The sequence below is a fragment of the Vreelandella indica genome (assembly GCF_037070225.1).
Taxonomy (GTDB): domain Bacteria; phylum Pseudomonadota; class Gammaproteobacteria; order Pseudomonadales; family Halomonadaceae; genus Vreelandella; species Vreelandella arctica.
This window is the reverse complement of the sequence record NZ_JBANSO010000028.1, coordinates 23,219-49,339: the sequence shown is the minus strand read 5'-3', so window position 1 is coordinate 49,339 and position 26,121 is coordinate 23,219. Positions and strand designations below refer to the sequence as shown.

At 55.2% G+C, this 26,121-nt stretch carries 25 protein-coding genes; 12 read left to right on the top strand and 13 right to left on the bottom strand.

Features of this window, described 5'->3' with window-relative positions:
* Window positions 1-5: 5 nt before the first annotated feature.
* On the top strand, window positions 6-245 hold the full coding sequence (locus V8L71_RS17125) for a hypothetical protein (RefSeq protein ID WP_336274894.1): 240 nt from the start codon (window positions 6-8) through the stop codon (window positions 243-245).
* Between the two features lie 112 nt (window positions 246-357).
* Window positions 358-909 (top strand): GrpB family protein, encoded by a 552-nt coding sequence (locus V8L71_RS17120; protein WP_336274893.1) that lies wholly within the window; start codon window positions 358-360, stop codon window positions 907-909.
* 165 nt (window positions 910-1,074) lie between these two features.
* On the opposite strand, the gene V8L71_RS17115 is transcribed toward V8L71_RS17120, so the two are convergent.
* From V8L71_RS17115 to V8L71_RS17105, 3 genes are all read right to left on the bottom strand, one after another.
* A complete protein-coding gene (locus V8L71_RS17115; RefSeq protein WP_336274892.1) occupies window positions 1,075-1,980 on the bottom strand; it encodes a nucleotidyl transferase AbiEii/AbiGii toxin family protein in 906 nt (301 codons plus the stop codon).
* A 32-nt stretch (window positions 1,981-2,012) separates the two neighbouring features.
* Window positions 2,013-2,636, bottom strand: a complete 624-nt coding sequence (locus V8L71_RS17110) for a type IV toxin-antitoxin system AbiEi family antitoxin domain-containing protein (protein WP_336274891.1) — start codon at window positions 2,634-2,636, stop codon at window positions 2,013-2,015.
* Window positions 2,637-2,722: 86 nt separating this feature from the next.
* On the bottom strand, window positions 2,723-4,648 hold the full coding sequence (locus tag V8L71_RS17105; protein WP_336274890.1) for a DNA topoisomerase III: 1,926 nt from the start codon (window positions 4,646-4,648) through the stop codon (window positions 2,723-2,725).
* Window positions 4,649-4,857: 209 nt separating this feature from the next.
* Between V8L71_RS17105 and V8L71_RS17100 the strand changes: the two genes are divergently transcribed.
* Both V8L71_RS17100 and V8L71_RS17095 read left to right on the top strand, forming a co-directional pair.
* Window positions 4,858-6,099, top strand: a complete 1,242-nt coding sequence (locus V8L71_RS17100; RefSeq protein ID WP_336274889.1) for an ABC1 kinase family protein — start codon at window positions 4,858-4,860, stop codon at window positions 6,097-6,099.
* A 77-nt stretch (window positions 6,100-6,176) separates the two neighbouring features.
* Window positions 6,177-7,994, top strand: a complete 1,818-nt coding sequence (locus tag V8L71_RS17095) for an SEC-C metal-binding domain-containing protein (protein WP_336274902.1) — start codon at window positions 6,177-6,179, stop codon at window positions 7,992-7,994.
* A gap of 18 nt (window positions 7,995-8,012) precedes the next feature.
* Here V8L71_RS17095 and V8L71_RS17090 read toward each other — a convergent pair whose 3' ends face one another.
* On the bottom strand, window positions 8,013-9,392 hold the full coding sequence (locus V8L71_RS17090) for an AmpG family muropeptide MFS transporter (RefSeq protein ID WP_336274888.1): 1,380 nt from the start codon (window positions 9,390-9,392) through the stop codon (window positions 8,013-8,015).
* Window positions 9,393-9,489: 97 nt separating this feature from the next.
* Here V8L71_RS17090 and V8L71_RS17085 point away from each other — a divergent pair, with 97 nt between their 5' ends.
* From V8L71_RS17085 to V8L71_RS17070, 4 genes are all read left to right on the top strand, one after another.
* A complete protein-coding gene (locus V8L71_RS17085) occupies window positions 9,490-10,008 on the top strand; it encodes an FKBP-type peptidyl-prolyl cis-trans isomerase (RefSeq protein WP_101145362.1) in 519 nt (172 codons plus the stop codon).
* Window positions 10,009-10,128: 120 nt separating this feature from the next.
* Window positions 10,129-10,284 (top strand): cytochrome c oxidase subunit CcoM, encoded by a 156-nt coding sequence (gene ccoM, locus V8L71_RS17080; protein WP_157826455.1) that lies wholly within the window; start codon window positions 10,129-10,131, stop codon window positions 10,282-10,284.
* Between the two features lie 221 nt (window positions 10,285-10,505).
* Window positions 10,506-11,006 carry a hypothetical protein gene (locus V8L71_RS17075; RefSeq protein ID WP_101145361.1) on the top strand — a complete coding sequence of 167 codons (501 nt, stop codon included), beginning with the start codon at window positions 10,506-10,508 and terminating at the stop codon, window positions 11,004-11,006.
* Window positions 11,003-12,151 carry a GGDEF domain-containing protein gene (locus tag V8L71_RS17070; protein ID WP_336274901.1) on the top strand — a complete coding sequence of 383 codons (1,149 nt, stop codon included), beginning with the start codon at window positions 11,003-11,005 and terminating at the stop codon, window positions 12,149-12,151. The genes V8L71_RS17075 and V8L71_RS17070 overlap by 4 nt, the downstream gene beginning before the upstream one ends.
* On the opposite strand, the gene V8L71_RS17065 is transcribed toward V8L71_RS17070, so the two are convergent.
* From V8L71_RS17065 to V8L71_RS17050, 4 genes are all read right to left on the bottom strand, one after another.
* Window positions 12,135-12,569 (bottom strand): group I truncated hemoglobin, encoded by a 435-nt coding sequence (locus tag V8L71_RS17065; RefSeq protein WP_336274887.1) that lies wholly within the window; start codon window positions 12,567-12,569, stop codon window positions 12,135-12,137. The genes V8L71_RS17070 and V8L71_RS17065 overlap by 17 nt on opposite strands.
* Window positions 12,570-12,646: 77 nt before the next feature.
* Window positions 12,647-13,432 carry a DUF3034 family protein gene (locus tag V8L71_RS17060; protein ID WP_336274886.1) on the bottom strand — a complete coding sequence of 262 codons (786 nt, stop codon included), beginning with the start codon at window positions 13,430-13,432 and terminating at the stop codon, window positions 12,647-12,649.
* A gap of 126 nt (window positions 13,433-13,558) precedes the next feature.
* Entirely contained in the window at window positions 13,559-15,913 is a 2,355-nt protein-coding gene (locus V8L71_RS17055) for a bifunctional diguanylate cyclase/phosphodiesterase (protein ID WP_336274885.1), read from the bottom strand.
* A 51-nt stretch (window positions 15,914-15,964) separates the two neighbouring features.
* Window positions 15,965-16,648: a cupredoxin domain-containing protein gene (locus V8L71_RS17050; RefSeq protein ID WP_336274884.1), complete on the bottom strand. Its 684-nt coding sequence runs from the start codon at window positions 16,646-16,648 to the stop codon at window positions 15,965-15,967.
* Between the two features lie 346 nt (window positions 16,649-16,994).
* On the opposite strand from V8L71_RS17050, the gene V8L71_RS17045 reads away from it, so the two are divergent.
* Both V8L71_RS17045 and V8L71_RS17040 read left to right on the top strand, forming a co-directional pair.
* Entirely contained in the window at window positions 16,995-17,282 is a 288-nt protein-coding gene (locus V8L71_RS17045; RefSeq protein WP_336274883.1) for a hypothetical protein, read from the top strand.
* A 46-nt stretch (window positions 17,283-17,328) separates the two neighbouring features.
* Window positions 17,329-18,552, top strand: coding sequence for a PqqD family protein (locus tag V8L71_RS17040; RefSeq protein ID WP_336274882.1), 1,224 nt, complete (start codon window positions 17,329-17,331; stop codon window positions 18,550-18,552).
* Between the two features lie 11 nt (window positions 18,553-18,563).
* Here the strand turns inward: V8L71_RS17040 and V8L71_RS17035 are convergent, their stop codons facing one another.
* Both V8L71_RS17035 and V8L71_RS17030 read right to left on the bottom strand, forming a co-directional pair.
* Window positions 18,564-19,100, bottom strand: coding sequence for a transglycosylase SLT domain-containing protein (locus V8L71_RS17035; protein ID WP_431313189.1), 537 nt, complete (start codon window positions 19,098-19,100; stop codon window positions 18,564-18,566).
* Window positions 19,101-19,170: 70 nt separating this feature from the next.
* On the bottom strand, window positions 19,171-20,889 hold the full coding sequence (locus tag V8L71_RS17030; RefSeq protein WP_336274881.1) for a proline--tRNA ligase: 1,719 nt from the start codon (window positions 20,887-20,889) through the stop codon (window positions 19,171-19,173).
* A 293-nt stretch (window positions 20,890-21,182) separates the two neighbouring features.
* Here V8L71_RS17030 and V8L71_RS17025 point away from each other — a divergent pair, with 293 nt between their 5' ends.
* Complete coding sequence (locus tag V8L71_RS17025; RefSeq protein WP_336274880.1) at window positions 21,183-21,617, top strand: hypothetical protein; 435 nt, start codon at window positions 21,183-21,185, stop codon at window positions 21,615-21,617.
* 72 nt (window positions 21,618-21,689) lie between these two features.
* Here the strand turns inward: V8L71_RS17025 and V8L71_RS17020 are convergent, their stop codons facing one another.
* From V8L71_RS17020 to V8L71_RS17010, 3 genes are all read right to left on the bottom strand, one after another.
* Complete coding sequence (locus tag V8L71_RS17020; RefSeq protein ID WP_336274879.1) at window positions 21,690-23,105, bottom strand: amidase; 1,416 nt, start codon at window positions 23,103-23,105, stop codon at window positions 21,690-21,692.
* A 106-nt stretch (window positions 23,106-23,211) separates the two neighbouring features.
* The gene (gene nfo, locus V8L71_RS17015; RefSeq protein WP_101145352.1) at window positions 23,212-24,075 is read right to left on the bottom strand and encodes a deoxyribonuclease IV; all 864 of its coding nucleotides are present in this window, start codon (window positions 24,073-24,075) and stop codon (window positions 23,212-23,214) included.
* Between the two features lie 47 nt (window positions 24,076-24,122).
* Window positions 24,123-24,878 carry a glycerophosphoryl diester phosphodiesterase gene (locus V8L71_RS17010; RefSeq protein WP_336274878.1) on the bottom strand — a complete coding sequence of 252 codons (756 nt, stop codon included), beginning with the start codon at window positions 24,876-24,878 and terminating at the stop codon, window positions 24,123-24,125.
* Between the two features lie 197 nt (window positions 24,879-25,075).
* Between V8L71_RS17010 and V8L71_RS17005 the strand changes: the two genes are divergently transcribed.
* Window positions 25,076-26,053, top strand: coding sequence for an NADPH:quinone reductase (locus V8L71_RS17005; protein ID WP_176303497.1), 978 nt, complete (start codon window positions 25,076-25,078; stop codon window positions 26,051-26,053).
* Window positions 26,054-26,121 lie beyond the last annotated feature (68 nt).

Here is a 26,121-nt window from a genome sequence, read left to right as displayed (position 1 = left end):
GCCAGATGCCAGCGGTAGCGCTATGGTTGATCACTATTTCCAGCGATCAACCGATAAATGAAGTGGCCACACGCCTCAGTGAGGAAGGGCTGACCATCAAGGATATTCTTGAAGAAATCGGCTGTATAACCGGCTCGGCAGACGATGTCACGGCGGAACGGCTAAAGCATATACAAGGCGTGGTGGATATTGCGCCCGATATGCAGATTGATGTGGGGCCGCCGGGGACGGATGAGACTTGGTAAATGTAGGGGAGAAAAGATGCAGTATGCAAACGCATTTAGTCATAAAAAATGGGCCAACATTGAGCTTATATAACAAAGCGTATCAATACTCTAAACAGGGAGCATGAAAGTCGTGGATGAAGCGGAATCCTTAAGTCGAGCGATTAACGAGGAGGTGGTGCTCACTCCATACAATACTGCTTGGCCAGCTTTGTTTGAGGACGAGCGAGATAGGCTTTTGGGTTTGTTTCCTGGTGAGTTTGTGGCAATCGAACATATTGGTAGCACTGCCGTACCTGGGCTTTCTGCCAAACCGATCATTGATATCTTGGCAGGCGTCGATTCTATGCCAAACGCCGATGATTTAATGACACCGTTATGCGCTTCAAAATATACAACCTCAATGGAGTACAACGCCTTGTTGGTTGGGAGACGCTGGTTGATGCGGTGGGCCAATGGGCGCAGGACACACCATCTGCATTTAATGGTACATAACTGTCAGGAATGGAATCGGCGATTAGCGTTTCGCGATCTACTTCGTGTTGATATTGGGCTTGCACAGCAGTATGAGACGAAAAAGCGTCAGTGGGCGGCAGATTTTAAGAGTGATCGAGAAGCTTATACGGAGGCTAAAGGAGAATTTATTTGTGAAGCACTTAGCTTTGGGGGTAAGGCTTGCTGCTAGGTGGTTACTTTTGAGTAATCACTTAGTAAGCTGAGCTTGAGACAAGGGGCTATAACGTTTGCTTAATAAGGATAATGCACCAAACTTTTTATGAGAGTTGGTCATCGAACCGTTTATGTTTATTTGCGGCGAGCTTTAGTGTTTGATGTTGTCTTCGGAAAATAACTAGCCATCGACCTGCCGACTCCATGGTCCGGGTGGGTGCCAGATTTTCTGCACGAGGTCGGCGGCTGTTTTTTCTATCACAGGAGCAAGAAATTCCAACACCGCTGCGACAACCTCCGAAAATGCCTCCGGCACATGGGGTTGGCCAAGACGCTTACGAAAAGCCTGCCATTGTGGCTGCTTGCTGTCCACAAAAGCGGTAGAAAAAGGATTGGTTTCAGGGAGCTCCGTATGCCGGTTGGCAAAGGTTCTTGTTATTGCGCCAGCTAGGTCCGAGAGTGTGAAAGAGTGCTGCCGCGAGAGTGACCAAATATCGTAAAAGTCTTTCATGCGGCTGTTTAGTTCGCCCAGCTTAATCATCGCCTGAAATTTCTCAGCAATGGATGATTCTGGTGAGTAACAAAGAATTCTGTCGGTGGGGAAGTCCAGCAAGGCAGGAAACGTCTGCCAGGAAGGCAGTGGGAAAATAATGTCGCCAAAGCCAATATCCAATTGCATGGGAATTTTGGCGTTGCCGAGCAACCCTGTAAACGTCACCCTAATCCCTTGATAGTCGGCATCTTCGGTAATGGCTTCGGCTTTTAAAGTATTTGAATCAAAAGATAAACCATCATCCACAACGCCCGTGGCCAGCACATCGCTCACTTGGGCCAGAATAGCCTCTGGGCGATTGCTTGTTTGGCCCAGCATATCGATATCACGCGTCGGTCGTATATCCGGCCCCTGCATAACCCATAGCAGCAGGGCACCCTTAAGGGTAAAACTGCGTTTATGAGTCGATTGGCTAAGCCGGTAAAGAAAACGCTCCATGGCGTAGTACTGTAGTAACTCCTGAAAGGGGCGTTTTTCTTCTCGGGATTTGTTCAGCAATTTCTGGCGAACAGAGGCGGTGATGTTTTGGGCCACGATCATCCCCTTTCACTTTGCGTGGGCTTTCTTCACAGCTTGGCTTCCACATAAGGCGCCATGACCTTGGCGACGCGACAGATATTAGCGTATTCCATTATCTTCCCAGGCAGGAGGGTTTTGCGGGTGCGGTAAAGCTCCAGAGCCTCCAGCACCACATCCATGCCGATGCGATTACGGAACTTGAAGCAGTCCGCCAGGGTTTTTTCCGGGTTGTAGACCTGTAGCGTGATGCCATCTACCTCGACCTGCTCGATACCTTCGCTAAAGGCTTGGCCGGAGAATCGGTATCCGGCCACTGGGGGGTAATCCAAAATCGGCAAGCGGGCATTCCGTTCCACCGCTAAATGAACTTGGTGGGGAATTTGCGTGGTGATGCCGTGCCAATCCAGCGCCGAAATGAGGCATAGCACGGCATGAGGAAAACGGGAAGCGGTGGCCACCAAATCCGGATTTTCAATCGGCGGCAGGTCCACTAGCCTGTACAGGCCTCGGCTGAGCGGCTCGATAAGTCCTTCATCGCGGAGCCGATAGAACTGGTATCGGCTAAGGCCCCGAGCCAGTGCCTCGCTCAGGCGAAGCTGTCCGCCGTGCTGGCGGAACAGGGTTTGGAGGTGCGCCCGAGAAGATGGGGGAATGGATTCTTGGTCAGACAAACTGTCACCACTTGTTTATATCTGGTGACAGTTTGTCTGATTGCTAGTGAAGATTCAAGCTGCGTTAGTGCTAGTTGCAAGTAATTTCAGCGAGGGTTGGCAGCTTTGCGCTTCGGGTAGTTGGCGCGTTTGGTTTTAGTAGTTTTCCTTGTCTTACCCGGACGCTTCATTGCGCCACCTGCCTCACCCTGTGCGCTCTGCAAACTCTGCCTTAACTTGGCCGCGTCGCTGTGGGTGAGCAGGTCGCGTAGATCATCCAGCAACGCCTGCTGAAACGCGCCAGGGTCGTCCTGTTGTTCGGAAATCGCCCGTAGGCGCTGTTCCCAAAGGGCGGTTCGTTCAGGCGTGCTCACGGCGCTGGGCAGGGCGGTGATCAAGGCAGTGCCAAGCTTGGTGGCGCGCAGGGCTTTTTGCTGACGAACTAAGTAGCCGCGCTGTACCAGGGTTTCGATAATGCCCGCGCGGGTGGCTTCGGTGCCCAGGCCGTCGGTGTCGCGTAGGGTGCGGCGTACCTCCGGATCATCCACGTAACGGCCAATGTTCATCATGGCCTTGATCAGGCTGGCATCGGTGAATGGTTCTGGCGGGCGAGTCTCTTTCTCTTCAACGCCTGCGCTAAGTGCTTGGCAGGACTCCCCTTGGGTGAGCGGGGGCAGCGGTGGGGTTTCATCGCGGGTGGTGAAGAGTGGCTTCCAGCCGGGGTCGAGAATGCTTTGCCCGCGGGCGCGGAAGGCTTCATTCAGTAGCGTAAACTCCGCTTTGACCTCGAAAGTGCGCAGCGGGCGGTAGAACTGCGCCATCACGTTGCGCACGATTAAGCGGAACACATGGCCTTCGGTGTCAGAAAGTTGACTGAAATCTGCCGGTTTGCCGGTGGGCGCGATCGCATGGTGCGCGCCCACTTGCTTATCGTTCCACGCCTTGGAGCGCAAAGTGAAGTCTGCGCCCTTCAGCCACTGCTGAAGTTCCTGATCGTTTTGGCAGGCGCTGGTCAGGCTGCGCTGGGCTAGCTGAAGATGCTCCTCGGGCAGGTAGCGGCAATCGGAGCGGGGGTAGGTAATCAGCTTGTGGCGCTCATAGAGCCGCTGACAAATATCCAACACCATTTGCGCGGAAAGCCCATGGCGGCGGGCGGCATCTACCTGCAGCGCGGAGAGTGAGTAGGGTAGCGGCGGTGCCTGGCGTTTCTCCTGCTGATCGAGTTTGGTCAGTTGCCCTGATGCGCCGGGTAACTGTGCCGCTAGGACATCCGCGGGCGCGCGATCAATCAAGCGCCCTTGATCATCGAGAGGCTCATGCTCTTTGGGGGCCCACCAGGCGCGCAGTTGACCCTGGGCGACTTTGAGATCCACCCATAGTGGATAGAACGGGTGGGGTACAAAGTCGCGGATGGCGTTGTCGCGGCGCACGATCAGCCCCAGCACCGGGGTTTGCACGCGGCCTACGGAAAGCACGCCGTCGTGACCCGCTTGGCGGCCGGTGAGTGTCCACGCACGGGTTAGATTGATGCCATACAGCCAGTCGGCACGGGAACGCGCCTGGGCTGCTAGAAAGAGCGGCTGGTACTCAACGTTGGAGCTTAGCTTGGCAAGCGCTCGGCTAACGGCGGGCTTGTTCAGGTCGCTAATCAACAGTCGCTGTACCGGGCCGCGATACTTCATGTACTCGATCACTTCCTGCACCAACAGCTGACCCTCTCGATCCGGGTCGCCAGCGTGCACGACATCGGTGGCCTGTTTGATCAGTTTACGAATCACTGCCAGTTGGCCGCGTGCTTTAGAACGAGGCATCAATTTCCACTGGTGCGGCACAATCGGGAGGCGATCTAAACGCCACTGTTTATCGGCGGGATCGTAGGCCTCCGGCGGCGCTTGCTCTAATAAATGCCCCAGGCACCAGGTGACCGTGGTGTCACCACATACCACAGCGCCATCTTGGCGTCGGCTAGTGCCCGGTAACGCCTCGGCAATGGCTTGGGCGAGGCTGGGTTTTTCGGCAATTATCAGGCGCATGGCAGCGAAGCCTTTATCGTATCCTTTGATGACGCCTATGGTAGCAGACGCCTTCATCGTTAGTGACTGGCATTGGTGGATGGGGCAGCAAGGCAGTAGAGTGATGCGATAAGTTTTCAATGCTGTTAGTTTGTACAAAGTGTGTATAAATAATTGCTTGTAGTTAGATTGAGTTGGGTCATCGTGATGGGTTTTTAAGGGGTATAAGCATGCGCGAACAAGGTAGAGCACGGCGCTTGATGGGCTTGGGCGCACGTACTGGTGGGGCGTTGCTGAAAACCCGCTTAGGTGGCCAAGCGGATTGGCGTGCCCTGGGCGAAGCGCTGTTTGAAGGGCTTTCCGAACTGAAAGGCCCGGCCATGAAGCTTGCGCAAATCATGTCTCAATGGGATGACCTGCTGCCCCCGGATCTTGCGGAGGAGCTAGCTCGCCTGCAGCGCCAGGCCGAACCCATGCCGTGGCCGCGTATTCGTGAAGCATTGGTACTGCAGTACGGTGACATCGATCACTATTTCAGTGAGATCGAGGAGCGACCCTTTGCCAGCGCTTCCATGGGGCAGGTGCATCGGGCGACTACCCACGAAGGCGAAACGATTGTGCTCAAGGTGCAGTACCCTGGCCTTGCCGAGGTGCTGGAGAGCGATTTGATTCAGGTGCGGCGCATTATGCGGTTAGGCCGTTGGTTTAAGGTGCCACAGACGCGGTTGGATGCGCTGTTTGATGAGCTCGCTGAAAGCCTGCGTGGGGAGTTGGATTATTACGCCGAAGCTGCCGCGTTGGCCCGCTACCGTGAACGTTATCAGAACGATCCCCGGCTGGTGATTCCCGAGCCGCTACCAGCGTTTTCCGGCCAACATGTGTTGGCGATGCGCTATGTGCAAGGTACGCCGCTGCGAGAACTAGCAGACGCCGATGATGCCACCCGTCAAGGCATTGCCCAGACATTGGCAGACTGGATTACCCAGGAGCTGTTTACCTACGGCGAACTGCACGCTGACCCCCATGCGGGTAACTTCGCTGCCGACGCCCAAGGGCGACTGGTGATTTACGATTTAGGTGCCATCATCGCAGTGCCCGAGGCGCGCATTAAAGCCATGATGCAACTGCTTGATGCCACGTTAAAGCATGATCCCATGGGCATGGATGAGGCGCTGATGCAGATGGGCGGTCGCCAGGGGCAGGGCGCGCCGCTGGCGCTCTATCGCGAATCGGCGGAGTGCATCGCGCCGCTGTTCGCGCCGGGTGAACAGGATTTCAGCGATGTACGAGTGCACCGCCGTTTACGTGAGCTCACGCCGAAAGTGTGGGCGGCGATGGATCGTCTGCAGCCGCCCGCGGATACGTTGTTGCTCTCGCGCGCGCTCAATGGCCACTACTGGAATCTGGTGCGTTTAGGCGCGCGGCTGGATATGCATGAGCGTACACGACCACTGCTTGAGTGGGCGCATTAACGATAAACCGATTGCCGCTGCGATGGTGTCAGCCTTCGTGATAAACTATGTCGCCTTTAAACACAGTGGAGATGGCAATGCTGGCGGTATGGGTCGATCAGCTGCTGGGGTTTGCCTCTGGGGCACTCTCGGCAATCAGGCAGCAAGAGCATTATCCCGATTTCATGACCTGGGTGCGCGCCAAGGGCGCGGACGCCTTTGAAGGCGATGTGGCCATGGCACAGGCGCTGGCGCCGGTGTTGTGGTCACAAACCCCGCTGGAGCGGCTTAGCTTTGCCTGCGAGCCACTTGCCACGCCGGGGCGCAACGAGCCGTGCTGGTGCGACTCTGGGCGCAAATTTAAGCAGTGCTGCTACAAAGTCGAGTTTCCCACCGACATCCCCGATCAGATGATGTGGATGCTATCGCTGCGCGAGTGGAAGGGTGCCACCCTGAAAGCGGCGCTGGATAGCCAGCAGGCACCGGCGCAAGCGCTGCTGGAAGCGGGCCTTATTGCGGCTGAAAGCGGCCAGACCGGTCGCGCCATGCAGATTCTAGAGTCACTGTTTGATGGCAGCGACTGGTCACGGCTGCCCGAACAGGCTGAACCCGCGTTTGAAATCCTGCTGGATATTTATCAAGAGCGCGGTTTTACCCGCAAGCGTGCCGATCTGCTTGACGAAGTCATGGAACGTGGCCCGCTGTTCCTGCGCGGCGTCGCTCTCGAACGCCTGTGCTTGATGCACCTGGATAATGATGACTTGGATAGCGCCCGGGGTGCCTTTGTAAAAGCACAACAGGCGCTGCCCGATTCGCCTACCTTGGCTTACATCGAAGCCATGCTGCTGCTGCATGAAGGCCACGAGCAGGAAGCCAAGGAGCGCGCCAACTTCTGGTATCGCCGTCTGGTTCGTCAGGGCGAACTGGACGAAGACCAACTGGATTTCCTGGCTGCTCTTGCGGAAAACCCCGGGGCTACGCTTGCCGACCAACTGCTCAGTGCAGAAGAAGACTTGGCCACACCGCTGGTGTCGCTTCAGGCGTTGCTGGCAGCGTTGCCTACTGCGCCGAAAATCGATATTCAGGCTGACTCTGAAAGTGGTCGGTTGCTGTATAACACCAGCGCCCGCGAAGCGACGTTGTTTGCCGCTTGGCATGAGCAGTTTCAGGTGCTGGTGGATGAAGACGTGGCGCTGGGTTTCCGCGATGACCCCTGGGGCAATGCGGTTGAATGGATGTCGGCGCTGTGCGCACATCCAGAATGGCTGGATGCCCCGCAGGTGGTGCAAGATTTAACGTTGGCACTCACCAGCCGTTTTGGCAGCCTGCCGTGGATGGCACCCAGCCTGCTGGAGCCGTTGGCACTGCGTCTTTCACGCTGGATGGAACAGGCCCGCGCCGAGGGTGACGGCAACCTGTGTTGGGATGATGCTGACAATGCCATGCTACTGCGCACCGGCCTGGCGCTGGTGGTCGGTATGGAGCGTGGCGCGCGCCAGCACTCTCGCGAGCTGGCCGAAGAGCTATTGCTGATCGACCAGGAAGATAGCTTGGGGCTGCGTGAGTTGGTGTTAGATCAACTGCTGCGCGACGACCGTAACGAAGAAGCGCTGGCGCTGGCCGAAGATAATGACGACGACGGCTCGCTGGTACTTGGGCTGCTGATGGGCAAGACCTTGGCGCTCTATCGCTTAGAGCAGCGCGAAGCCGCTGAAACGGCGCTTAGTGATGTGCTTGGTCATAATCGCTATGCGCTAGAGCTGATTTGCGCCGAGAACCCGCGGCCTTCCATGCCCCACCCAGATGGCCAGGTTGACCCCGGCTCCCGGGCCGAAGCATGGCAGTACCGCACGCTGATGCGCGACCAGTGGCGCACGACGCCGGGCGCCCTGGATTGGCTTGAATCACACCGCTAGCCCAAATATTCACTCGTCTCAGTCTTCAAGCCTGTTTAAGCAGGCTTGGGGGTAGGGCACTAACTGCTTGTCGCGGTTAATCCAGATAGCAAGCACAATGGCGGGCACGCCGAGTAGAGTGGCGATGACAAAGAAGCTCGGGTAGCCCTCGGCAGTAACTACGAGCCCGCCAAAACCGCTCAAGAATTTCCCCGGTAGCGTCATCAGCGATGAGAAAAGCGCATACTGCGTCGCGGTATAAGCGCGTGAAGTGAGGCTGGAAAGAAAGGCGATAAACACCGCACTGGCCAACCCGTTGGCGAGGTTGTCGCCGATAATCGTGACGACCAACATAGGTAGTTGATTACCCACCACCGCAAGCGCCGCAAACAGCAGGTTGGTCACCATGACCAACCCCGCCCCGAAGATAAGCAGCGGGCCGATGCCGTAACGCACCACCAGCAGTCCGCCTAAAACCCCGCCAGTAATGCTCATCGCGATACCAAATATATTGGTCACGTTAGCAATTTCCGCTAGCGAAAAGCCCAAATCGATATAGAGCGGATTGGCCATAGAGGCCATGGCCAAATCGCTGATTCTAAATACTGCGATAAACACCAAAATCCATAGCGCTTTTACCCCATAGCGGCTAAAAAAGTCGGTAAAGGGGCAGACTAACGCGCCAATGCTCCAGGCGCCCATACGGCGTAAAAATTTGGGCTTACCGCGGCTGGCGCGAATGAATGCACGTACCTTGGGTTCGTGAATAAGCTGAATGGAAAGTGATGCCCGCTTGGGTTCCGGGCGCAGCAGTACGGTCAGCACGCCAATGCTCATGAGTGCTGCCATGCTGAGATAGGCAACATCCCAAGAGGCGGATGCCGCGATATACAGCGCCCCTGCGCCAGCAGCAAGCAGACCCCCGCGATAGCCAATAATATAGGTCGAGGCCATGGCTGCCTGGACGTTGTCATCCGCGGATTCGATACGGTAGGCGTCGATGGCAATATCTTGCGTCGCTGAGCCAAAGGCAACCAGCAGCGCAAAGAGGGCCACCCAGCCGAGATTGCCGACCGGGCTTAAACCGGCGAGTCCCACCAGCCCGGCAGCAATCATCCCTTGCGCTAATAGCATCCAACCGCGGCGCTGGCCGAAAGTGCGGGTCATCAACGGTAGCGCTAACCGGTCAACGACCGGGGCCCAGAAAAACTTGATCGAGTAGAGCATGCCGATCCAGGCAAAAAAGCCGATCGCCGCAACTTCCACGCCATCGCTGCGTAGCCAGGCGGAGAGCGTCGAGAACACCAACAGAAAGGGCAGGCCTGCGGAAAACCCCAGAAACAGCATGGTGATAACGGGCGCACGACAATAAATCGCCAGCGCAGCAAGCCAACTGCGCTGGGGGGTGGGGCTTAACATTAAGCGCTACTCCTGGAAAGACGTTAGCAATGGCCAAGTGGTAAACTGAGGCAGTGTTCGATTACAAAGCCGACAGCTTACCGGAGAGGAGTTTTCCATGTCGATTACGGCGCATCAGGTAGTTACCTTGCACTATGTTCTTAGCGACGTGCTCAACGATGGCAGCAAGCAGGTATTGGATGACTCCCAGGCGCGCAATAAGCCGCTGGAGTATCTTCACGGCCACGACAATATTGTGCCGGGGCTTGAAAGTGCCCTAGCGGGCCAAGCGGTGGGCGCCGTGCTAAGCGTTCAACTGATGCCTGCCGATGCCTACGGAGTGCGAAACGAGGCGTTGATCCAGGAGGTCAGCCTTGCCTCCTTTGGCAATGCGGAATTGACCCCCGGCAGCCGTTTTCAAACCGAAGGCGAAGCCGGCCCGCAAATCGTCACCGTGCTGGAAGTGGAGGGCGACCGTGTCACTGTGGATACCAACCACCCGCTTGCCGGGCGCACGCTTAACTATCAGGTAACGATTCTGGACGTACGCGACGCCACCCGCGCAGAGCTTGCCAAAGGTCACCCGTTACCGCCGGGCACTGAGCACAGCAAAGTTGAAGACCGTAAAGTTCTATAGCGTGGTTGCGCTGCTATGAACGCCCAAAAATTGACTAGTATCAATTTCCTGTTCAACCGCTTACTCCCGCCACTCGCAACTTGACCTAGGTCAGCATTCTCCCACCGATGAGTGACTAGTATGAACGCATACATCACGGCGGGAGGATTCACCATGTATTGGGATGACACAGTTGTTTTCGGTTTGGTCACCGTCGCTTTGGTTATCGCTTTTATGGTGGGTTGGGTCGGCTTCGTGATTCGCGATCATCTGCGTAAGGATGAGCGCAAAAAATAGCCGACCTGCCTTGCGTCAACGTTGTCAGGGGAGGGGGTTTACTAGCGTAGTGAGCCTCTTGTTGCCAGCCCACAGTGGGCTGGCTTTTTTATGTTTCATATTCCATATTCCATATTTCATATTCATCGTGAGTTGAAATTATATGGCCTGCGTTGAAAAGCAAAGCTAGGCGGGCTCTGGTAAAGTTCGTTGAAAGGATTAACACATCAGGAAGCTTTGCCATGAACGCAGTTGTCTTACAACGCAGCCCATGGGTTCGTGCACGTGGTCTATTAGCGTGCGTGTTAATTAGCACTAGCACCTTATTGCCCGCGTCTGCCTTTGCACAAGCATTGGATATTATCAATGGCGATGTCACCCAGAAGATCGCTTTAAGTGATTTACACGCTATATCTGATACCACTTTTACACTTTACGACCCTTACCAGGGGCGCGATGTAGAAATGCAGGGCGTAGCGTTTCAAGATTTTTTGATTGATCAGTTTGGTGAAGTACCGCCAGCGCTGCACTTCACCGCCTGGGATGACTACGAAGTGACCCTTGAAGGGTGGGACGACCCCACCTGGTATTTAATTACCTCAGAAGATGGTGCCCCGTTAACCATTCGTACACGAGGTCCCGTGCGGCTGGTAGAGCGAGACTATAGTGGCCGCGATGTCGCGAACCTGCGGGATTTCAATGACTGGATCTGGATGATTCGTAGCATAGAGGCGAAGTGGTGATATCCAAAGCCAAGCCTGCGGTGGCGCCATCCATTCAACCACGCCCTTTAGCTCGCCAGCCTCGCTATGTCACATGGCTGTCGCTGAGCGTGATGAGCTTTTTGGCGCTGATGGTGCTGATTGTTTATGAGTCGCGCTGGGTTTACCCAGAAATACAGGCCTATTTTAGCCAGACGGGCAATTTGACCGGTCAGCAACTGGCCACCCGTTCGCGGGTTTACTTACAAAATGCCCAATCCGAGCTGCTAGCCGACCAGCCTGAGCAGGAAGCTTTCGCTGCGGCTATCACCGACATTGAGCTCTCTTACGGCTTATCCGATATGCATGTTTATCGGCATCAGTATGAGTGCACGGAGCCAAGCCTGAGAATTTTAAACCGTGTATTAGCACGGTTAGAGGTGGCCGAAATTGATCGAGTCGGCGCGGTAGGCGAGTTGTTTGGGCCAATACAGTGCCTTACCCACATTGAGATGGATCAGTTAGACCAGCGTGGTGCGGCGATCAATGATTTCTCCGTAAGCACTCGCCAACATAACCAAGTACTGACGTATTCCAGCCTATTGATCTTCGTGATGGGGCTGGTGTTTTGGTGGCTTCATGAGCGCCAGTTACGGCGCACCGATCATGCAACGCAAGAGACTTTCGAGTGGATGCAGCGCGCGATGCGTGACCCACTTACTGGAATCGGCAATCGCAGTGCTTTGCATCAAGATATGTTAGCGAAACAGCACCAATCGCTGGGACTGATTCTGGTCGATATCGACTTTTTTAAACAGTACAACGATGCCTACGGGCACCCGCAAGGTGATACCCTGCTGCGCCAGCTGGCCACATTGATTGGTGAAACGCTTAATGATGAAGCGCAGCTCTACCGCTTGGGAGGCGATGAGTTTGCGGCACTAATTCGCTGTCCGGACACTGAAACGCTGAAGAGCTACTGCCATCAATTAATTGAAGGGATTCGCGCATCTGACTTTGCGCACCCCGCCCATCCAGATAAAAAAGGCGTTACCTTCAGTGTCGGTGGGAGCCGTTTTGTGGCCGATGAAGCAACCTTTGCCTACGCCTACGAAGCCGCCGATAAAGCGCTCTACCGTGTGAAAGCAGCAGGACGTGATGGCTGGCAGGTTACTGAAGACGCATAATCTCTGCATACAGGGGCGCGAGCCTCCCCAGTAGTTCATTGCGTGCGCCAAGCGTAATACCTTCCTCCTCCATCGCTGCGTCGAGATGTTCCACCACACGATTAAAATGTACGTTCGTCACTCCCATGTGCTGGTGGGCACGATCCATCGGCGGGCCTTCGTAGCGGCAGGGGCCGTCGCTGATATCGCATAGTTGGCTAGCCAGCGATTCAGCAAATAAGTCGATATTCGTGTTTGCAAAAAACACCACCACCTCGGCATCATCCGCAATCCGGTATAAGAGGTTTTCAACCACTGCGTCGATCGTAGGCTGCCCTCCCAGGCGCTCATAGAGCGTCGCTTGGTTGCGATTGTGTGCACAGCTGGCTAGAGAGAGGGCGATGGTCGTCAACATCAAAGCCATTAAATAGCGGCGCATTGTTATGTCCTTTTGGATGAGCTCTCGCAGTGAACTTAAAGCAGTGAACTTAAAGCAGTGAACTTAAAGCAGTGAACTTAAAAAGCGGCCTGGAGTGAAAGGTACCCGCCGCGCTGGGAAGGCAGGCCAGCAATGTCGCCTAAATCCAGCCAAGCGCCTGTGAGCGATAGATGCTTATTGAAGAAGTAAGCACTGTAAAGACTTTGCCAGTCATCTTCTCTCGCCGCGCTGAGGTTATCGGGTTTCTGACGATACTCAGCGCCAATAATCCAATGGGGAGTAACAAACAGCCCCACGCTACCCTCGGCTACCCACGAGCGGCCATCTTGGTTGCCACCAAAACCGAGTAGGCCTCCTTGGTTGGCATCGGTATTGCGCAGTGTTGCGTTGAACAGCACGTTGCGTCCCGCAACCGCACTAAACAGTAGTTTGCTGGCGCTGAAATAAATATCGGTACCGTGTGTTTCATCGGCACCGAGGGCGGTGGGGATGGTGCCGTCCACGAGCCGTTTGTGCTGTAACCCAACGCTCCAAATACCCCAGGGGTGATAAAGCACATCGCCCAGTAAACGTACTTTAGCGCCGTAAATATCTTGACCCAGTTCGCCGCCGAGTGTGTCTAAATCAAGCGTTTGACGCGCTATAGAGACTTCAGCTCGATCGTAAATATTCAGACTGGCGCCGGTTACCGTCAGCCGGTAATCGTCTACCCAGGCGCGGGTAGCGGCGGCGGTAACGCCTACTTCCTGCTCGCTTGCTGTGCTGGCAAGTACCGCCCAGGGAGATAAACCTCCTCCGGCTGCGCCTTCAATGGCACTCACCCCGCCGGTGCCTAAAATGCGGCTACCAGCATGGCTAGGCATGACGGCTATCGCCAGGCTAAAGATGAGGCAGGCAACAACGAGACGACAAAGTAAGGCCTTCGATAAGGTTCTGGGCGAAGCTAAATACATTGGCGCGGTGTAGCGTAACGTCATGGGGATCCCTAGTTAGGTGCTCATGGGCGATAGAGCAGGGAGGGGAAGCACCAGCGGGGCGAAATTATCCAACCAGCCGGTGAGCTCTTCAGCGGGCATCGGCTTGGCAATCCAATAGCCTTGTAGATAGTCACAGCCGAGCGTGCTAAGTAGTTCAGCACTGACGCGATTCTCAACTCCTTCTGCAACCAAACGCAGGCCTAAGCTGTGGCCCATCTCGATAGTCGAGCGGACAATGGTGAAGTCGTCCTGCTGGGTGTCGAGTGCCAGTACAAACGATTTATCGATTTTCAGCTCATCCACGGGCAGGCGTTTAATTTGTGCCAGCGAGGAGTAGCCGGTGCCGTAGTCATCAATGGCGATACGCAACCCTAGTTGGGTGAGTTCTAGCAGGGTGGCCATGGCCGCATCCACATCCTGCATTACCGCACTCTCGGTCACTTCTAAACTCAACTGGTCGGGGGTGAGCTGATAACGCTTGAGGAGATCGGCTAGGTGCGTTGCTAATTGTGGATCCATGACATCGCTGGCAGAGAGGTTAACGGCTACCGACACGTGATAGCCACGCTGCTGCCAAGCTTGGATCTGCGCACAAACGTGGGTTAGCATCCATTGACTAAGCATGCGGATATTGCCAGAGCGTTCGGCTAGTCCAATAAATTCATCGGGCGGCACAAAGCCCAGTGATGGATGACGCCAGCGCATCAGCGCTTCACACTGATGAACTAATCCCGTATGGATATCCACCTTGGGTTGATACGCCATCCAGAGTTCCCCATTACCGACGGCCTCCTGCAGGTCACGAATGAGCGTGAGCTGGCGCAAATGATGTTCATCTTGCCCTTCCAGGTAGTATTGATGCGTATGCCGATGGCGGCGTGCCATGTCTAACGCTATATCGGCACGGCGCAATAATAGCTGAGGGCTATCACCATGCTCGGGGTAGTTCGTTTCACCCGCTGAAAGCGAGGGGGTGATGGGCGATTTATCCAGGTCAATAGGTTGGCTTAGGATGCCAAACAGCTGTGTCCGCCAAGCAACACTGCTACTGGGTTGTTTGACGAGCAGTAGCAGCTCATCGCCATCCAGCCGATACGCTTTGTTCTCGGGCGCAGGCAAATGTTGCAAGCGATTGGCCAGAGTAACCAATAGATGATCCCCTAGTGCGTAGCCAAAGGTGTCATTAATATCGCGAAAATTATTGATCGCCAGGCGCAGTAGCGTGAAGGGTTCGCCCCGTTGGATTGAGAGGCTAATGTCTTCCTGGGCGCTGATGCGATTGGGTAAATCGGTAAGTAAGTCGTGGCGGGATTGATGATGAAGTATGGCCTCGCGCTGAATAATATCTTCCTGCATAGAGAGCAGCGTTGAGGCTAAAAGACCCGTTTCACTGCGCTCTTGGCCAATGGATAAGCGGGTAATACGCTCACCCTGGCCGATACGCCGCGCCGCATTGGCCAGCTCTATTAGCGGTTTGCTCATGCTTCGCGCGCTCCACATGGCCACTAATAGGGTAAACAGTAGGATTAACGCGACAATGCCGAGTAGCTGCCACTGCAGTGAGCGGTAAGCCCCCAGCAGCTCGTTGCGCGAAAGTTGCAGTAATGCATAGGTTTGATTGGTGTCATCGGCATATAACGGGCTGGCATAGGAAAAATACTCAGCATCGGGCGTCATTTGGCTAGTGGACGAATATTCCCCTTTCATGAGTTCTTCACCACTGCCGCTCATTAACTGCCGTGCTAATTGCTCATGGTGGGAGCTTGAGAGGTAGCTTATCTCGCCGTTATCACGGTAGTTAACCACGCTTATTTCTAGCCCGGTTAGCGCATTAATCTCCTCAGTCACTGTTTCATTGATTAAAAAGCCCATCCCCACCCAACCAATCAGATTAGGCGCACGCACTGGCAGCAGCGCGAACTCATACGGCTGCCCCTCGGCAATCACGACGCTAACCGCGGTGCCCTCTTGGCGAGCGCGCGCCAAGAGCTGCGGGAAAGGCATCGGGCTATTTTGTGCATGATGGCTGCTTGCCAAAATATGGCCATCAAGGCTACTTAAAAGCACCATGTCGGCCTTGGCGCGATCACCGTGATTGGCCAGCACGGAGTAGAGTGTCTCGGTATCCTGGGTGGAAACGGCGCTTTTAAAACCGAAATCATCGGCCAGGATAGCGACGTTATCTCTTAACTGTTCGCCGCGTGAGCCCAGCAATTGCTGCAATACGTTGGCGCCAACCTCTAAACGCTGGGACCCTTTGGCGAGGATGTCATTTTGCGTAGCGCGCAGAAACGCCACGCCGGTGGCAAGTTGCGAAACAATCACCACCGTTAGCAGTACTAGCATCAGGCGTGTTCGAAAGCGCATAGCAACCTCGATAAATGGCGGATCAACGTATTTTTAAGTAGTGGAAAGTGCCTAACTGGCATCTTTAAACCGCTGCTGAAGAGGAGACAGCGTTGGCTCGGGCGGTGGCAACGCATTGAGCTCTAAACGGACGTCCAACTGATCTGTGTCGGTAATCGTGCCTTCCCACCAGCGTTGTTGACTGTCATCAAGGCGAGGATGCCAAACACGCACACGGTGCTGGCCTGACGATAAAGCGGGTAGGGTCAGCGTACCGTCAGCATTCGTTATTGCCGCATAGGGCGCATCGCTGACCACTATAAAGGCCTGCATGTGGTCATGGATATTGCACCCCAACACGACAATGCCTGCCTGTTCAAAGCGGACGGGAGGCGGTGTTTCCTGAAGATAAAGATTTAAATCAAAGGTTTTGGCCGGTGAAAAGGAGTAGACGTGATGGCGTGTGGTGTCTTTATTGGGAAAGGCCACATAGCTTCCGGTAGGCACCGTTAGCACCTTGGGATGAAAAGCCGCATCGCGCTGATAAATGTTTTGTTCTTGAGGCTGATTTGCCTCAGTGTCGTAGTAAACCTCAACAACGGCGTTTTCAAGCGGTAACCCTTCAGCATTGTGTATGGTGATTTGCGCGGCGAAAGCGGCAGCGTTAAACAGGCTGCTCACCAGCAAAAACAGCAGGACAATATAGGTGCTGGTAAGCCCATAAAAAGGGCGGCGTTGCATCATTGTTGTTGGCATTGAAGGGGTGTTCCACATTGGCTGATAAAGCGTAGGACTTAATAGTGAAAGGATTATGCAAGAAAGTCATGCTTTTAGCTTAACGGTAAGCCAACTCTTGCAAAAAAGAGTAAACAATGGGGAAAGCAGCCCCAATTAGTGGCGCTCTACTAAAGCAGTGGTTAAAGTGAATACTAAGAAAACGGTGTTCGATAACTGCGGAGAAGTGATATGAGAACTCAGGATGAAGGCACCACAATGCTACAACAGCGGCGTTCACGCCGACAGGTCTTGGCTAGTCTAGGGCTTGGCGCAGCGGCACTTTATGTGGCTCCCACACTCCTTTCAACGGGGCAGGCCGAAGCCCATGAACGCGGGCGCTCTCGCCCCAGGGGACGCCACCAGCATCAGCACCAACATCATTCGGGGCGTCGCCACTCAAAGCCGAGTTTTTCACGGCCTGACCATTCAAGACCTCGCCATTCCAGATCCGACTATTCCAGACCTAGCTATTCTAGGCCTAACTATTCCAGACCTAACTATTCCAGGCCCAGCTACTCCCGACCAGATTATTCCCAGCCTGAATATTCGCGCAATGGCTATTCGCGCCCTCACCGACATGACGAACGTCCTCGTTGGGAGCGTGATGGTGTGATTGAGCTGCGTATCAGCCGCTTACTCCCACGTGGCTGGTGAAATCGATGATGACGTTTGACGCCGAGGCCGTTGATTATGCGCTCACCGGTCTGGGACCGTGCCTTCGCCTGGTGAATGCGCAACCACTGCTGCCGGTCCTTCAAGCTGCCATGCCAGGCTGGCCGCTTACCCCATGTCCGCTACAGCCAAACAAGCCAGATATTTGTGTTTGGCAGCAGGAAAAGGGCTTCTGGCAACGAGCACCTGCATTGCCGAAAGATGGTATGTGGCTTGAAACCCCGGTCAGCACGGCGTGCAGTGTTATTGCAGATATGTCAGGCGCCTTTTTACGCAAGAACCCAGACGTTATTGGCTTACACTGTGGCGCGGCGGAGATAGATGGCCAATTAATAATTTTTCCCGAGTCGCATCGAGCCGGTAAAAGTATGCTCACCTGTGCCTTTGCGGCAGCCGGTTATCGTATATTTGGCGACGATGTCGTGGCGCTGACCTCACAAGGAAAAGGTGTTTCGCTGGGGATTGCTCCGCGTTTACGTTTACCCCTTCCTAAGTCGCTTGCCCCTGAGCTCCTTGACTTTATTGGCCAGCATAAAGGGCCAAGTGATGAACGGTATGGCTATGTAGCGTTGGATGAAACGCTGTTGGCTAGTCACGGCGAGCAGTGTCCGATAAGCGCCATTGTATTGATTGATCGTGATGACGGTGTGACGAGTCCTGAGCTTACCTCGCTACAGCATGGGGAGGGGTTATGGCAGCTGTTAAAGCAGAACTTCGCTGATACGCTTTCTGACCAACAGCTCATTGATAAATTCTGGCCGATGGTGCAACGGATGCCCTGTTTCCTGCTGCGCTATTCAGATGCCTACGAAGCAGCAGCCTTTGTCGGGCGTGAGTTAAAAGCCGCGCTACATGTCCAGCCGTCGACTTACACTGCTCCTTCCCAGGCGGCGGCTATGCCTGAATTGGTAGCTCTCGAAAGAGGCGATCAGCGCTATTGGCGTGCGCGCCAAACCGCCCACGAATACCCCTTAGGCGATGAGCTGTTTGTGATTGTCGAAGAGGGCGGTGCGATTCATCGTATGAACGTTACTAGCCGAGCGGCGTGGGCGCTGTTACAGCATGAGGCACTGACGATTGAGGCGTTAAGCCAAACCTTGGTGGCTTTTTTTATGCCTGTTTCACTAGAACAAGTGCGTAAGGACATGGCCGAACTGTTGGGCCAATTCTTAGCGGTCGGCCTGATTGAAGCTGCTGAGCAGGATACTTAACTCTTTAGAGGCTAGCGCCACGTATCGCGCCAGGCATGCATGACTCGCTCTGGGTACCAGGTTTTCCCCAAGCTGCCATTATAGCGCGCTAGTGCACGGGTAAAGTCGCCATTTTCGATAGCTAAATAGTGCGCCAAAATCGTACAGCCATAGCGCAAATTACGCGGCGGGTGGGTTAAGTCGTCGATAGGTAATCCTAGCTCGTTAACCCAAAAGGGCATGATTTGCATCAAGCCGACAGCACCTGCTGATGAAATGGCATCGGCTTTGAATGCGCTTTCCACTTGGATTAAGGCTAAGACCAAATCCGGCGGCAAACCTGCGAGTCTGGCTTCTTGGTAGATACGCGTGAGCAGCGTTTGACGTTGGGCCGCATCATCAATGAAGCGCGCCAGTGGCGCATCCATTTGCATGCGCCACTGGCGGGCTGCCCACTGTTGTTGAGCCGTTTGATGCTGTTGGTTGGCCGCTTCTAGAGTCGGCCGCAGGGCCGGTGGCAGCGGCTGTGCTGCTAATGGCCCTGCAGTGCTGAGCAGCAGTACGCCCAGTGCCAGCCTAACGGTTAGCCACCGCGTGGCGCTAAACCAAACACTAGTTGCGGTGGCTGCTTTGGTGGGGTTAGCGGGACTTCTCACACAAAAAGTCGATAATTTGATCGGCGGGCACCATTGTGGCTTCGCTATCACGGCGGCCTTTGTATTCCAGTTCGCCGTTGTCTAAGCCACGGTCACCAATCACCAGACGATGGGGTACGCCCATTAATTCCAGATCGGCAAACTTAACCCCAGGGCGGGTATCACGGTCGTCTAGCAGTACGTCTAACCCGGCTGCGGTTAGCGCTTGGTAAAGACGTTCCGACTCTTCGCGAACACGTTGAGATTTGTGCGCATTCATTGGCACCAGCGCCACTTGAAAGGGCGCAATCGCATTGGGCCAGATAATCCCGGATTCGTCGTGGTTCTGCTCAATGGCGGCGGCGACCACGCGAGTCACGCCGATGCCGTAGCAACCCATCCACGGATGGCTGGTTTTGCCATTGTCACCCAGCACGTTGGCATTCATGGCCTGGGAGTATTTCTGGCCGAGCTGGAAAACGTGGCCCACTTCGATACCGCGTTTGATAGACAGCGTGCCTTGGCCATCAGGTGACGGGTCGCCTTCTACGACGTTGCGTAGATCAGCCACTTCCGGCAGGGCCACGTCGCGCTCCCAGTTAATACCGAAGTAGTGCTTGTCATCCACATTGGCACCGGCGCCAAAGTCGCTCATCAATGCCACGCTTCGGTCGATAATGACCGGCATGTTCAGACCGACCGGGCCCAGTGAGCCGGGACCGGCACCCACCGCCGCACGAATCTCTTCTTCGCTGGCCATGGTCAGCGGTGTGGCAACTTGGGGCAGGTTTTCTGCCTTAACTTCGTTCAGCTCATGATCGCCACGAATCAGCAGCGCGATCAAGCCGCCTTCAGCAGCGTGAACCATCAACGTTTTGATCGTTTTTTCAATCGGCAGTTCGAACTGCTTCACCAGGGCGGCGATCGTTTTAGTGTTGGGGGTATCGACCAAGCGCAATTCTTCGCTGGGCTCGGCACGGGCGACCTGACTGCCAAGCGGGGCAGGTAGCGCCTCGGCCTTTTCCATATTGGCCGCGTAGTCAGAGGAGTTGGAGAAGACGATATCGTCTTCGCCGGAATCCGCCAGCACGTGAAATTCGTGAGAACCGGTGCCGCCGATAGAGCCGTTGTCGGCAATCACAGGGCGAAAGTTCAGCCCTAAACGCGTGAAAATGCGCGTATAGGCATCATACATATCTTGATAGGTCTGTTTCAGCGAGGCTTCATCAAGATGGAAGGAGTAGGCATCCTTCATGATGAACTCACGTGAGCGCATTACGCCAAAGCGCGGACGAATTTCATCGCGGAATTTGGTTTGAATCTGGTAGAAGTTGACCGGCAACTGTTTGTAGCTGGCGATCTCTTTACGCACCAAATCGGTAATGACTTCTTCGTGGGTCGGGCCAACGCAGTAGTCACGATCGTGACGGTCTTTTAAACGTAACAGCTCAGGGCCGTACTGCTCCCAACGGCCAGACTCCTGCCAAAGCTCTGCCGGCTGAACGGCCGGCATCAATACTTCTTGTGCACCGGCGCGGTTCATCTCTTCGCGCACAATGGCTTCTACTTTACGCAGTGTGCGCAGGCCAAGCGGCAGCCATGTATAAAGCCCTGAGGTTAAACGGCGAATCATCCCAGCACGTAGCATTAGCTGGTGGCTAATGACTTCGGCGTCGGCCGGGGTTTCTTTCAGAGTGGCAATCAATAATTGGCTGGCGCGCATGGGTTAGAGCATTCCTTAGAGCTTAGAAAATAGCGTTTAGAAGAAAATGTGCTTGGAAGAAGCCTTACTCACCATCGGGGCTTAGCCCCATTAGCGTTGAATAGGACCATTGTACGGCCTAGCGGTTAAAGCGGCAAAATAGTGCTTATCGCCAAATCATCTATGCTTTTGGCAGGCTGTGCTAGACTACGCTGGTTTAGAGCGCGATAGTCGGCAATGAATAGCCATAAAAAAATGCTGCACGACAGCATGTTACGCCGACTATGGTTATTTTTTTGATTGAGGGAATCTTCATGCATCAAGTAGTTCGTCGCTGGTTGACAGGCGCCGTGATTGGCGTTTCCATCGTGTCATTAAGTGGTTGTGGTACATTGTTTCATCCTGAGCGAAAAGGCCAGATGAGTGGCGATATTGATCCGGTTGTCGCTATTGCCAATGGGGTAGGGTTATTGTTCTTTATCGTACCTGGGGTGATTGCCTACGCCGTGGATTTCTCTAATGGCACCATCTATCTGCCCGGCCGCAACAGCGCCTCAGTAGATGTTCACCACTTAGACGACGCTATGGATGTGGCTTCCCTGGAAAAAATACTCTCTGAGAAGGCTGGTCAGCCGGTGAGCTTAGAGAGCGAGTTAGTCATGATTGAAGAAATGGGTAGCCTCGATGAAGCGCTGGCCATGGTGCGTATGTCAGGCGTGCTGGACGAGGAAAAGCTTTCCGCGATGTAACGTTTAACGCTGCTCGCTAAAACCCAGTCCGGCTTTCTGCCGGGCTGGGTTTTTTTATGCTGAGTATATATGTTACGCATACTGGGCAGGATTGGGAACGCTGGGAAAACGCGGCGGGTATGCTTCCATGTAAGCGTGGCAAGCGCGTAAAACACGGATGTCATCAAACTTGCCGCCGGCGAGCTGGAAGCCAACCGGCAAGCCTTCATTAGTAAACCCGCAGGGTACCGATGCGGCGGGTTGCTGGCTGAGGTTGAAGGGGTAGCTGAACGGCGCCCACTCTTCCCAGTCCTGCATACCGCTACCTGGGGGCACTTCCTGATTAATTTCAAACGGACTGACTGCCACTGAGGGCGTCATCAGTAAATGATATCCTTGATTGAAGTGTTCCAGGCGTTGCGTTAATGCCGCGCGGTCGGCCAGGGCACGAAACAGCTCAACGGCTTTCCAGGGCTCCGCCTCGCGGGCATTGGCTACCATGCCGGGATCTAAAAGCGTGCGCTGATGTTGGCTCGTTTGCGACCACTGCTCTAATGAGGCGGTAAACCATAGCTTGCGAAAAGTTTCCAGTGGCGACGAAAAGCCTGGGTTTATCTCGACGATTTCAGCGCCTAACTCCTCCAGTCTCATGGCTGCTTCATACACACGCTCGGCAATTTGCGGATCTACCTTGGCGTAACCAAGATCCGCGGAGTAGCCAATCCGTAGCCCGGTTAATCCCTTGTCCAGGTCGACCCCCCAGCACTCCGGCTGGCCGCGAGTGGCGTAGGGGTCTCGATAATCGTAGCGGCCTATTACATTTAGCATGCTGACCGCGTCGCGCACGGTGCGCGTCAGTGGTCCCAGGTGTGAAAGGCTGGGCTCTTTTGCGGGCGGCCATTGAGGTGTCCAGCCGTAGGTGGGCTTGAAGCCAAATACCCCCGTAAACGCCGCAGGAATACGGATCGAGCCACCTGAATCGCCGCCCTGGTGAAGCACGCCCATATTGAGAGCTGCGGCTGCAGCGGCTCCGCCGGAGGAGCCGCCAGGGGTCAAACGGGTATTCCAGGGGTTGGTCGTGGCGCCAAAGACGCGGTTGTCGGTGACTGCTTTCCAGCCGAATTCGGGCGTATTGGTTTTGCCCAGTATCACCGCCCCTGCTTCGCGCAACATGCGGGCCGGAGGCGCATCTGTATCGCATGGCGCGTCGGAGGAGGTCAGTGACCCTTCCCGACATGGCATGCCTGCCACTTGAGTCAGGTCTTTCAGCGATACCGGCACCCCATCGATGGGGCTGAGCGGTTTACCTTGCCCCCAGCGCCTTGCCGAGGCTTTTGCCGCTGATTCGGCGCCTTCGGTATCCACGTGAACATAAGCGTTCACGTCCGGATTGAAGCGCTCAATCCGCTCAAGGGCGGCTCGGGTCGCCTCGAGGGGTGAAGCCTCACGGCTTTCGAACAAGTGAGCTAAGGTTTGGGCATCCAGGCTGCCAAGATCGGTACCGCTCATTGCATACTCCTTACGTCGGCTGGGCTTGGGAAAGGAATCTAAGGGTAGGCAAGCATTGCCTGGGGTGCAAAAGCCGCGCCATGCAGAAGCCGCAGCCGTGCAGAGTTTAATGGCTCGGCGTGGCTTCTTCGGGCGCCTGGGCGCGCAGCCAACTGATCTCCTCGGCCCATATAGCTGGCTCGATGGTTTCCAGTATCAAGGGGATACCGTCAATCCGGGCATCCTGCATGATGGTGGTAAAGGCGGGTAGCCCGATATTGCCTTTGCCCAGGCTATGATGGCGGTCCACACGGCTGGCGAATCCGCTTTTGGCATCGTTCAAATGCATGCCTCGCAGGTAGTTGAACCCCACCACTTTACCCAGCTCATCGAGCGTTGCCTGTGTGGCTTCTGCACTGCGCAGGTCATAGCCAGCGGCAAATGCATGGCAGGTATCAATACATACGCCTACCCGGGTTTTATCGTCTACATGGTCAATGATCTCGGTCAGATGCTCGAAGCGCCAGCCCAGGTTGGTGCCTTGCCCAGCGGTGTTTTCAATCACTGCCGTGACACCTTGGGTATGTGTAAGCGCCTCATTAACGGACTCGGCAATACGCTTTAAACAGTCGCTTTCGCTGATCTTGTTTAGATGGCTGCCTGGGTGGAAGTTGAGCAGCGTGAGGCCGAGCTGCTCGCAGCGCTGCATTTCATCTAAAAAGGCCTCCCGTGATTTGGCTAAGCCTTCCTGCTCCGGGTGACCCAGATTAATCAGGTAGCTGTCGTGGGGTAAAATTTGCCCAGGTGAAAAATCGTGTTTAGCACAGGCGTCACGAAAGGCTTGAATCGCGTCATCGGTGAGCGGCTTGCCTTTCCATTGGCGCTGGTTTTTGGTGAACAGCGCAAAGGCATCGGCACCGATCTCTACCGCCCGGTGAACGGCTTGGTCTGCGCCGCCAGCTGCGCTCACGTGGGCTCCCAGGTATTTCACAACGGACTCCTTGTCATTGTTTGAACGTATTCAAGTATCTGAATGGATCAATGGCTATCTAGAAAGCGCTTGAACACGGCGGGTTCGTCGGTAATCACACCGGCGACACCCCACGCCCAGCGGCTATGGAAGGCACTGGGGTCATTGGCGGTATAGCACAGAACCTGATAGCCGTCCCGTTGCATGGCGTCGACTTGGGCGCGCTTCAGGCGTGACCAGGAGGGATGCACGCTAAAGGCTTCAATGGCTTCGCACTGTGCTCGCCAAGTTTTGGGTACGCCATTGTACAGCACGCCCAGCGCCAGACGCTCCTTGCCCGCTAACTGGCGGCAGTGGGTCAGGGCCTCGGTATTGAAGGAGGAGATGATCAGCCGTTCGGAAGGCAGGGTATCCAGCATCTCAGGTAGGGCGCGCTCAACCAGCGCGATGGGATCGCGCCCTTTGTTAACCTTGATCTCCATGTTGACGCCCATCTCCAGCTCGTTAAGCAGCGCCAGCATCTCTCCCAAGCTGGGCATTTTTTCACCTGCAAAGCGATCACCAAACCAGCTGCCCGCATCCAGCGTTTGCGCTGTTGCCCAGCTCATTGAGGCCAGGCTACCGCGGCCATTTGAGCAGCGTGACACGTCGGCGTCGTGCCAGATGACCGGGGTGCCATCACCGAGCAATTGCAGATCCAGCTCTACCCAGGTGGCGCCCGCCTGATGGGCGGCGCGCACTGCGGTCAAGGTGTTTTCGGGAGCAGCGGCAGAGTAGCCGCGGTGGGCAATCAGCGAGGGAACTTGAATAGCGGGATGCGTCATGACAGCGCTCTAAGTCTTGGACGATAAAGGAGTATTGATTCTAACATGAGTGCATGACAACAGGATTTCATCGCGCCAGTGTTCAGCCGCAACCGGTGATAGCGTACTAGCTTGATTTATAGCACGCGACGCGCTTGTATAGCGGCACCTGTTGTCTTGACTATCTTGTACAAACCCAACAATGAAAGGACACCCTAATGTCTAAGCGTATCCAATTTGCCCAGACCGGCGGTTCCGAAGTGCTTGAACTGGTCGACGTGACCCCCGCTGAACCCGGCCAGGGCGAAGTGCGTATCGCCAATAAAGCCGTTGGCCTCAATTTTATTGATATCTATTTTCGTACCGGGCTTTATCCTGCCCCCGCGATGCCTTCTGGCCTTGGCACCGAAGGCGCCGGTGTAGTCGATGCTGTCGGCGCTGGCGTGACGCACTTAAGCGTCGGTGATCGCGTCGCTTATGCCCAAGGGCCTTTGGGCGCTTATGCAGAACTGCATACGTTGCCTGCGGCGAAAGTGGTTAAGCTCCCCGATTTTGTCGATTTCGAGACGGCAGCGGCCAGTATGCTCAAGGGCCTGACCGTGCAATACCTGCTGCGCCAGACCTATGAGCTGAAAGGCGGCGAAACCATTCTGTTCCATGCGGCTGCCGGTGGGGTAGGGTCGATTGCCTGCCAGTGGGCGAAGTCATTAGGCGTCAAGCTAATTGGTACTGTCAGTTCCCAGGAAAAAGCGGATCTGGCTATGGCCAATGGTGCCTGGGCGACGATCAATTACAGCGAAGAGAACGTGGTCGAGCGGGTGCGCGAGCTGACTAACGGCGAGATGTGCGATGTGGTGTATGACTCGGTAGGCAAGGATACCTGGGAGATGTCGCTGGATTGCCTGAAGACGCGCGGCTTGATGGTGAGCTTCGGCAACGCTTCTGGCCCGGTGGATGGTGTTAATATCGGCATCCTCAACCAGAAGGGCGCGCTTTACGTGACCCGCCCCAGCCTTAACGGTTACGCCGACACGCGCGAGCGTCTGGAGATGATGTGCCAGGAGTTCTTCGCCATGCTCGAGAGCGGAAAGGTCAAGATTGACATCGCCAACCGCTATCCGCTGGCAGAAGCGGGTAAGGCCCAGGACGCCCTACAGAGCCGTAAAACTACCGGCTCGACTATTCTCTTGCCCTAATTCCTACCTACATAAATACCCTACATACGCACCTACATACACACTCAGCTGACGCATTCGGCTCTCAT

What these genes read in the sequence shown, in the direction of transcription:
- V8L71_RS17125 (WP_336274894.1), top strand. Translation starts at nt 6, where the DNA reads ATGCCAGCGGTAGCGCTATGGTTGATCACTATTTCCAGCGATCAACCG.
- V8L71_RS17105 (WP_336274890.1), bottom strand. Translation starts at nt 4,648, where the DNA reads ATGCGCCTGATAATTGCCGAAAAACCCAGCCTCGCCCAAGCCATTGCC.
- V8L71_RS17100 (WP_336274889.1), top strand. Translation starts at nt 4,858, where the DNA reads ATGCGCGAACAAGGTAGAGCACGGCGCTTGATGGGCTTGGGCGCACGT.
- V8L71_RS17095 (WP_336274902.1), top strand. Translation starts at nt 6,177, where the DNA reads ATGCTGGCGGTATGGGTCGATCAGCTGCTGGGGTTTGCCTCTGGGGCA.
- V8L71_RS17090 (WP_336274888.1), bottom strand. Translation starts at nt 9,392, where the DNA reads ATGTTAAGCCCCACCCCCCAGCGCAGTTGGCTTGCTGCGCTGGCGATT.
- V8L71_RS17085 (WP_101145362.1), top strand. Translation starts at nt 9,490, where the DNA reads ATGTCGATTACGGCGCATCAGGTAGTTACCTTGCACTATGTTCTTAGC.
- ccoM (WP_157826455.1), top strand. Translation starts at nt 10,129, where the DNA reads ATGAACGCATACATCACGGCGGGAGGATTCACCATGTATTGGGATGAC.
- V8L71_RS17075 (WP_101145361.1), top strand. Translation starts at nt 10,506, where the DNA reads ATGAACGCAGTTGTCTTACAACGCAGCCCATGGGTTCGTGCACGTGGT.
- V8L71_RS17065 (WP_336274887.1), bottom strand. Translation starts at nt 12,569, where the DNA reads ATGCGCCGCTATTTAATGGCTTTGATGTTGACGACCATCGCCCTCTCT.
- V8L71_RS17060 (WP_336274886.1), bottom strand. Translation starts at nt 13,432, where the DNA reads ATGCCTAGCCATGCTGGTAGCCGCATTTTAGGCACCGGCGGGGTGAGT.
- V8L71_RS17055 (WP_336274885.1), bottom strand. Translation starts at nt 15,913, where the DNA reads ATGCGCTTTCGAACACGCCTGATGCTAGTACTGCTAACGGTGGTGATT.
- V8L71_RS17050 (WP_336274884.1), bottom strand. Translation starts at nt 16,648, where the DNA reads ATGCCAACAACAATGATGCAACGCCGCCCTTTTTATGGGCTTACCAGC.
- V8L71_RS17045 (WP_336274883.1), top strand. Translation starts at nt 16,995, where the DNA reads ATGAACGCGGGCGCTCTCGCCCCAGGGGACGCCACCAGCATCAGCACC.
- V8L71_RS17040 (WP_336274882.1), top strand. Translation starts at nt 17,329, where the DNA reads ATGATGACGTTTGACGCCGAGGCCGTTGATTATGCGCTCACCGGTCTG.
- V8L71_RS17030 (WP_336274881.1), bottom strand. Translation starts at nt 20,889, where the DNA reads ATGCGCGCCAGCCAATTATTGATTGCCACTCTGAAAGAAACCCCGGCC.
- V8L71_RS17025 (WP_336274880.1), top strand. Translation starts at nt 21,183, where the DNA reads ATGCATCAAGTAGTTCGTCGCTGGTTGACAGGCGCCGTGATTGGCGTT.
- V8L71_RS17020 (WP_336274879.1), bottom strand. Translation starts at nt 23,105, where the DNA reads ATGAGCGGTACCGATCTTGGCAGCCTGGATGCCCAAACCTTAGCTCAC.
- V8L71_RS17010 (WP_336274878.1), bottom strand. Translation starts at nt 24,878, where the DNA reads ATGACGCATCCCGCTATTCAAGTTCCCTCGCTGATTGCCCACCGCGGC.
- V8L71_RS17005 (WP_176303497.1), top strand. Translation starts at nt 25,076, where the DNA reads ATGTCTAAGCGTATCCAATTTGCCCAGACCGGCGGTTCCGAAGTGCTT.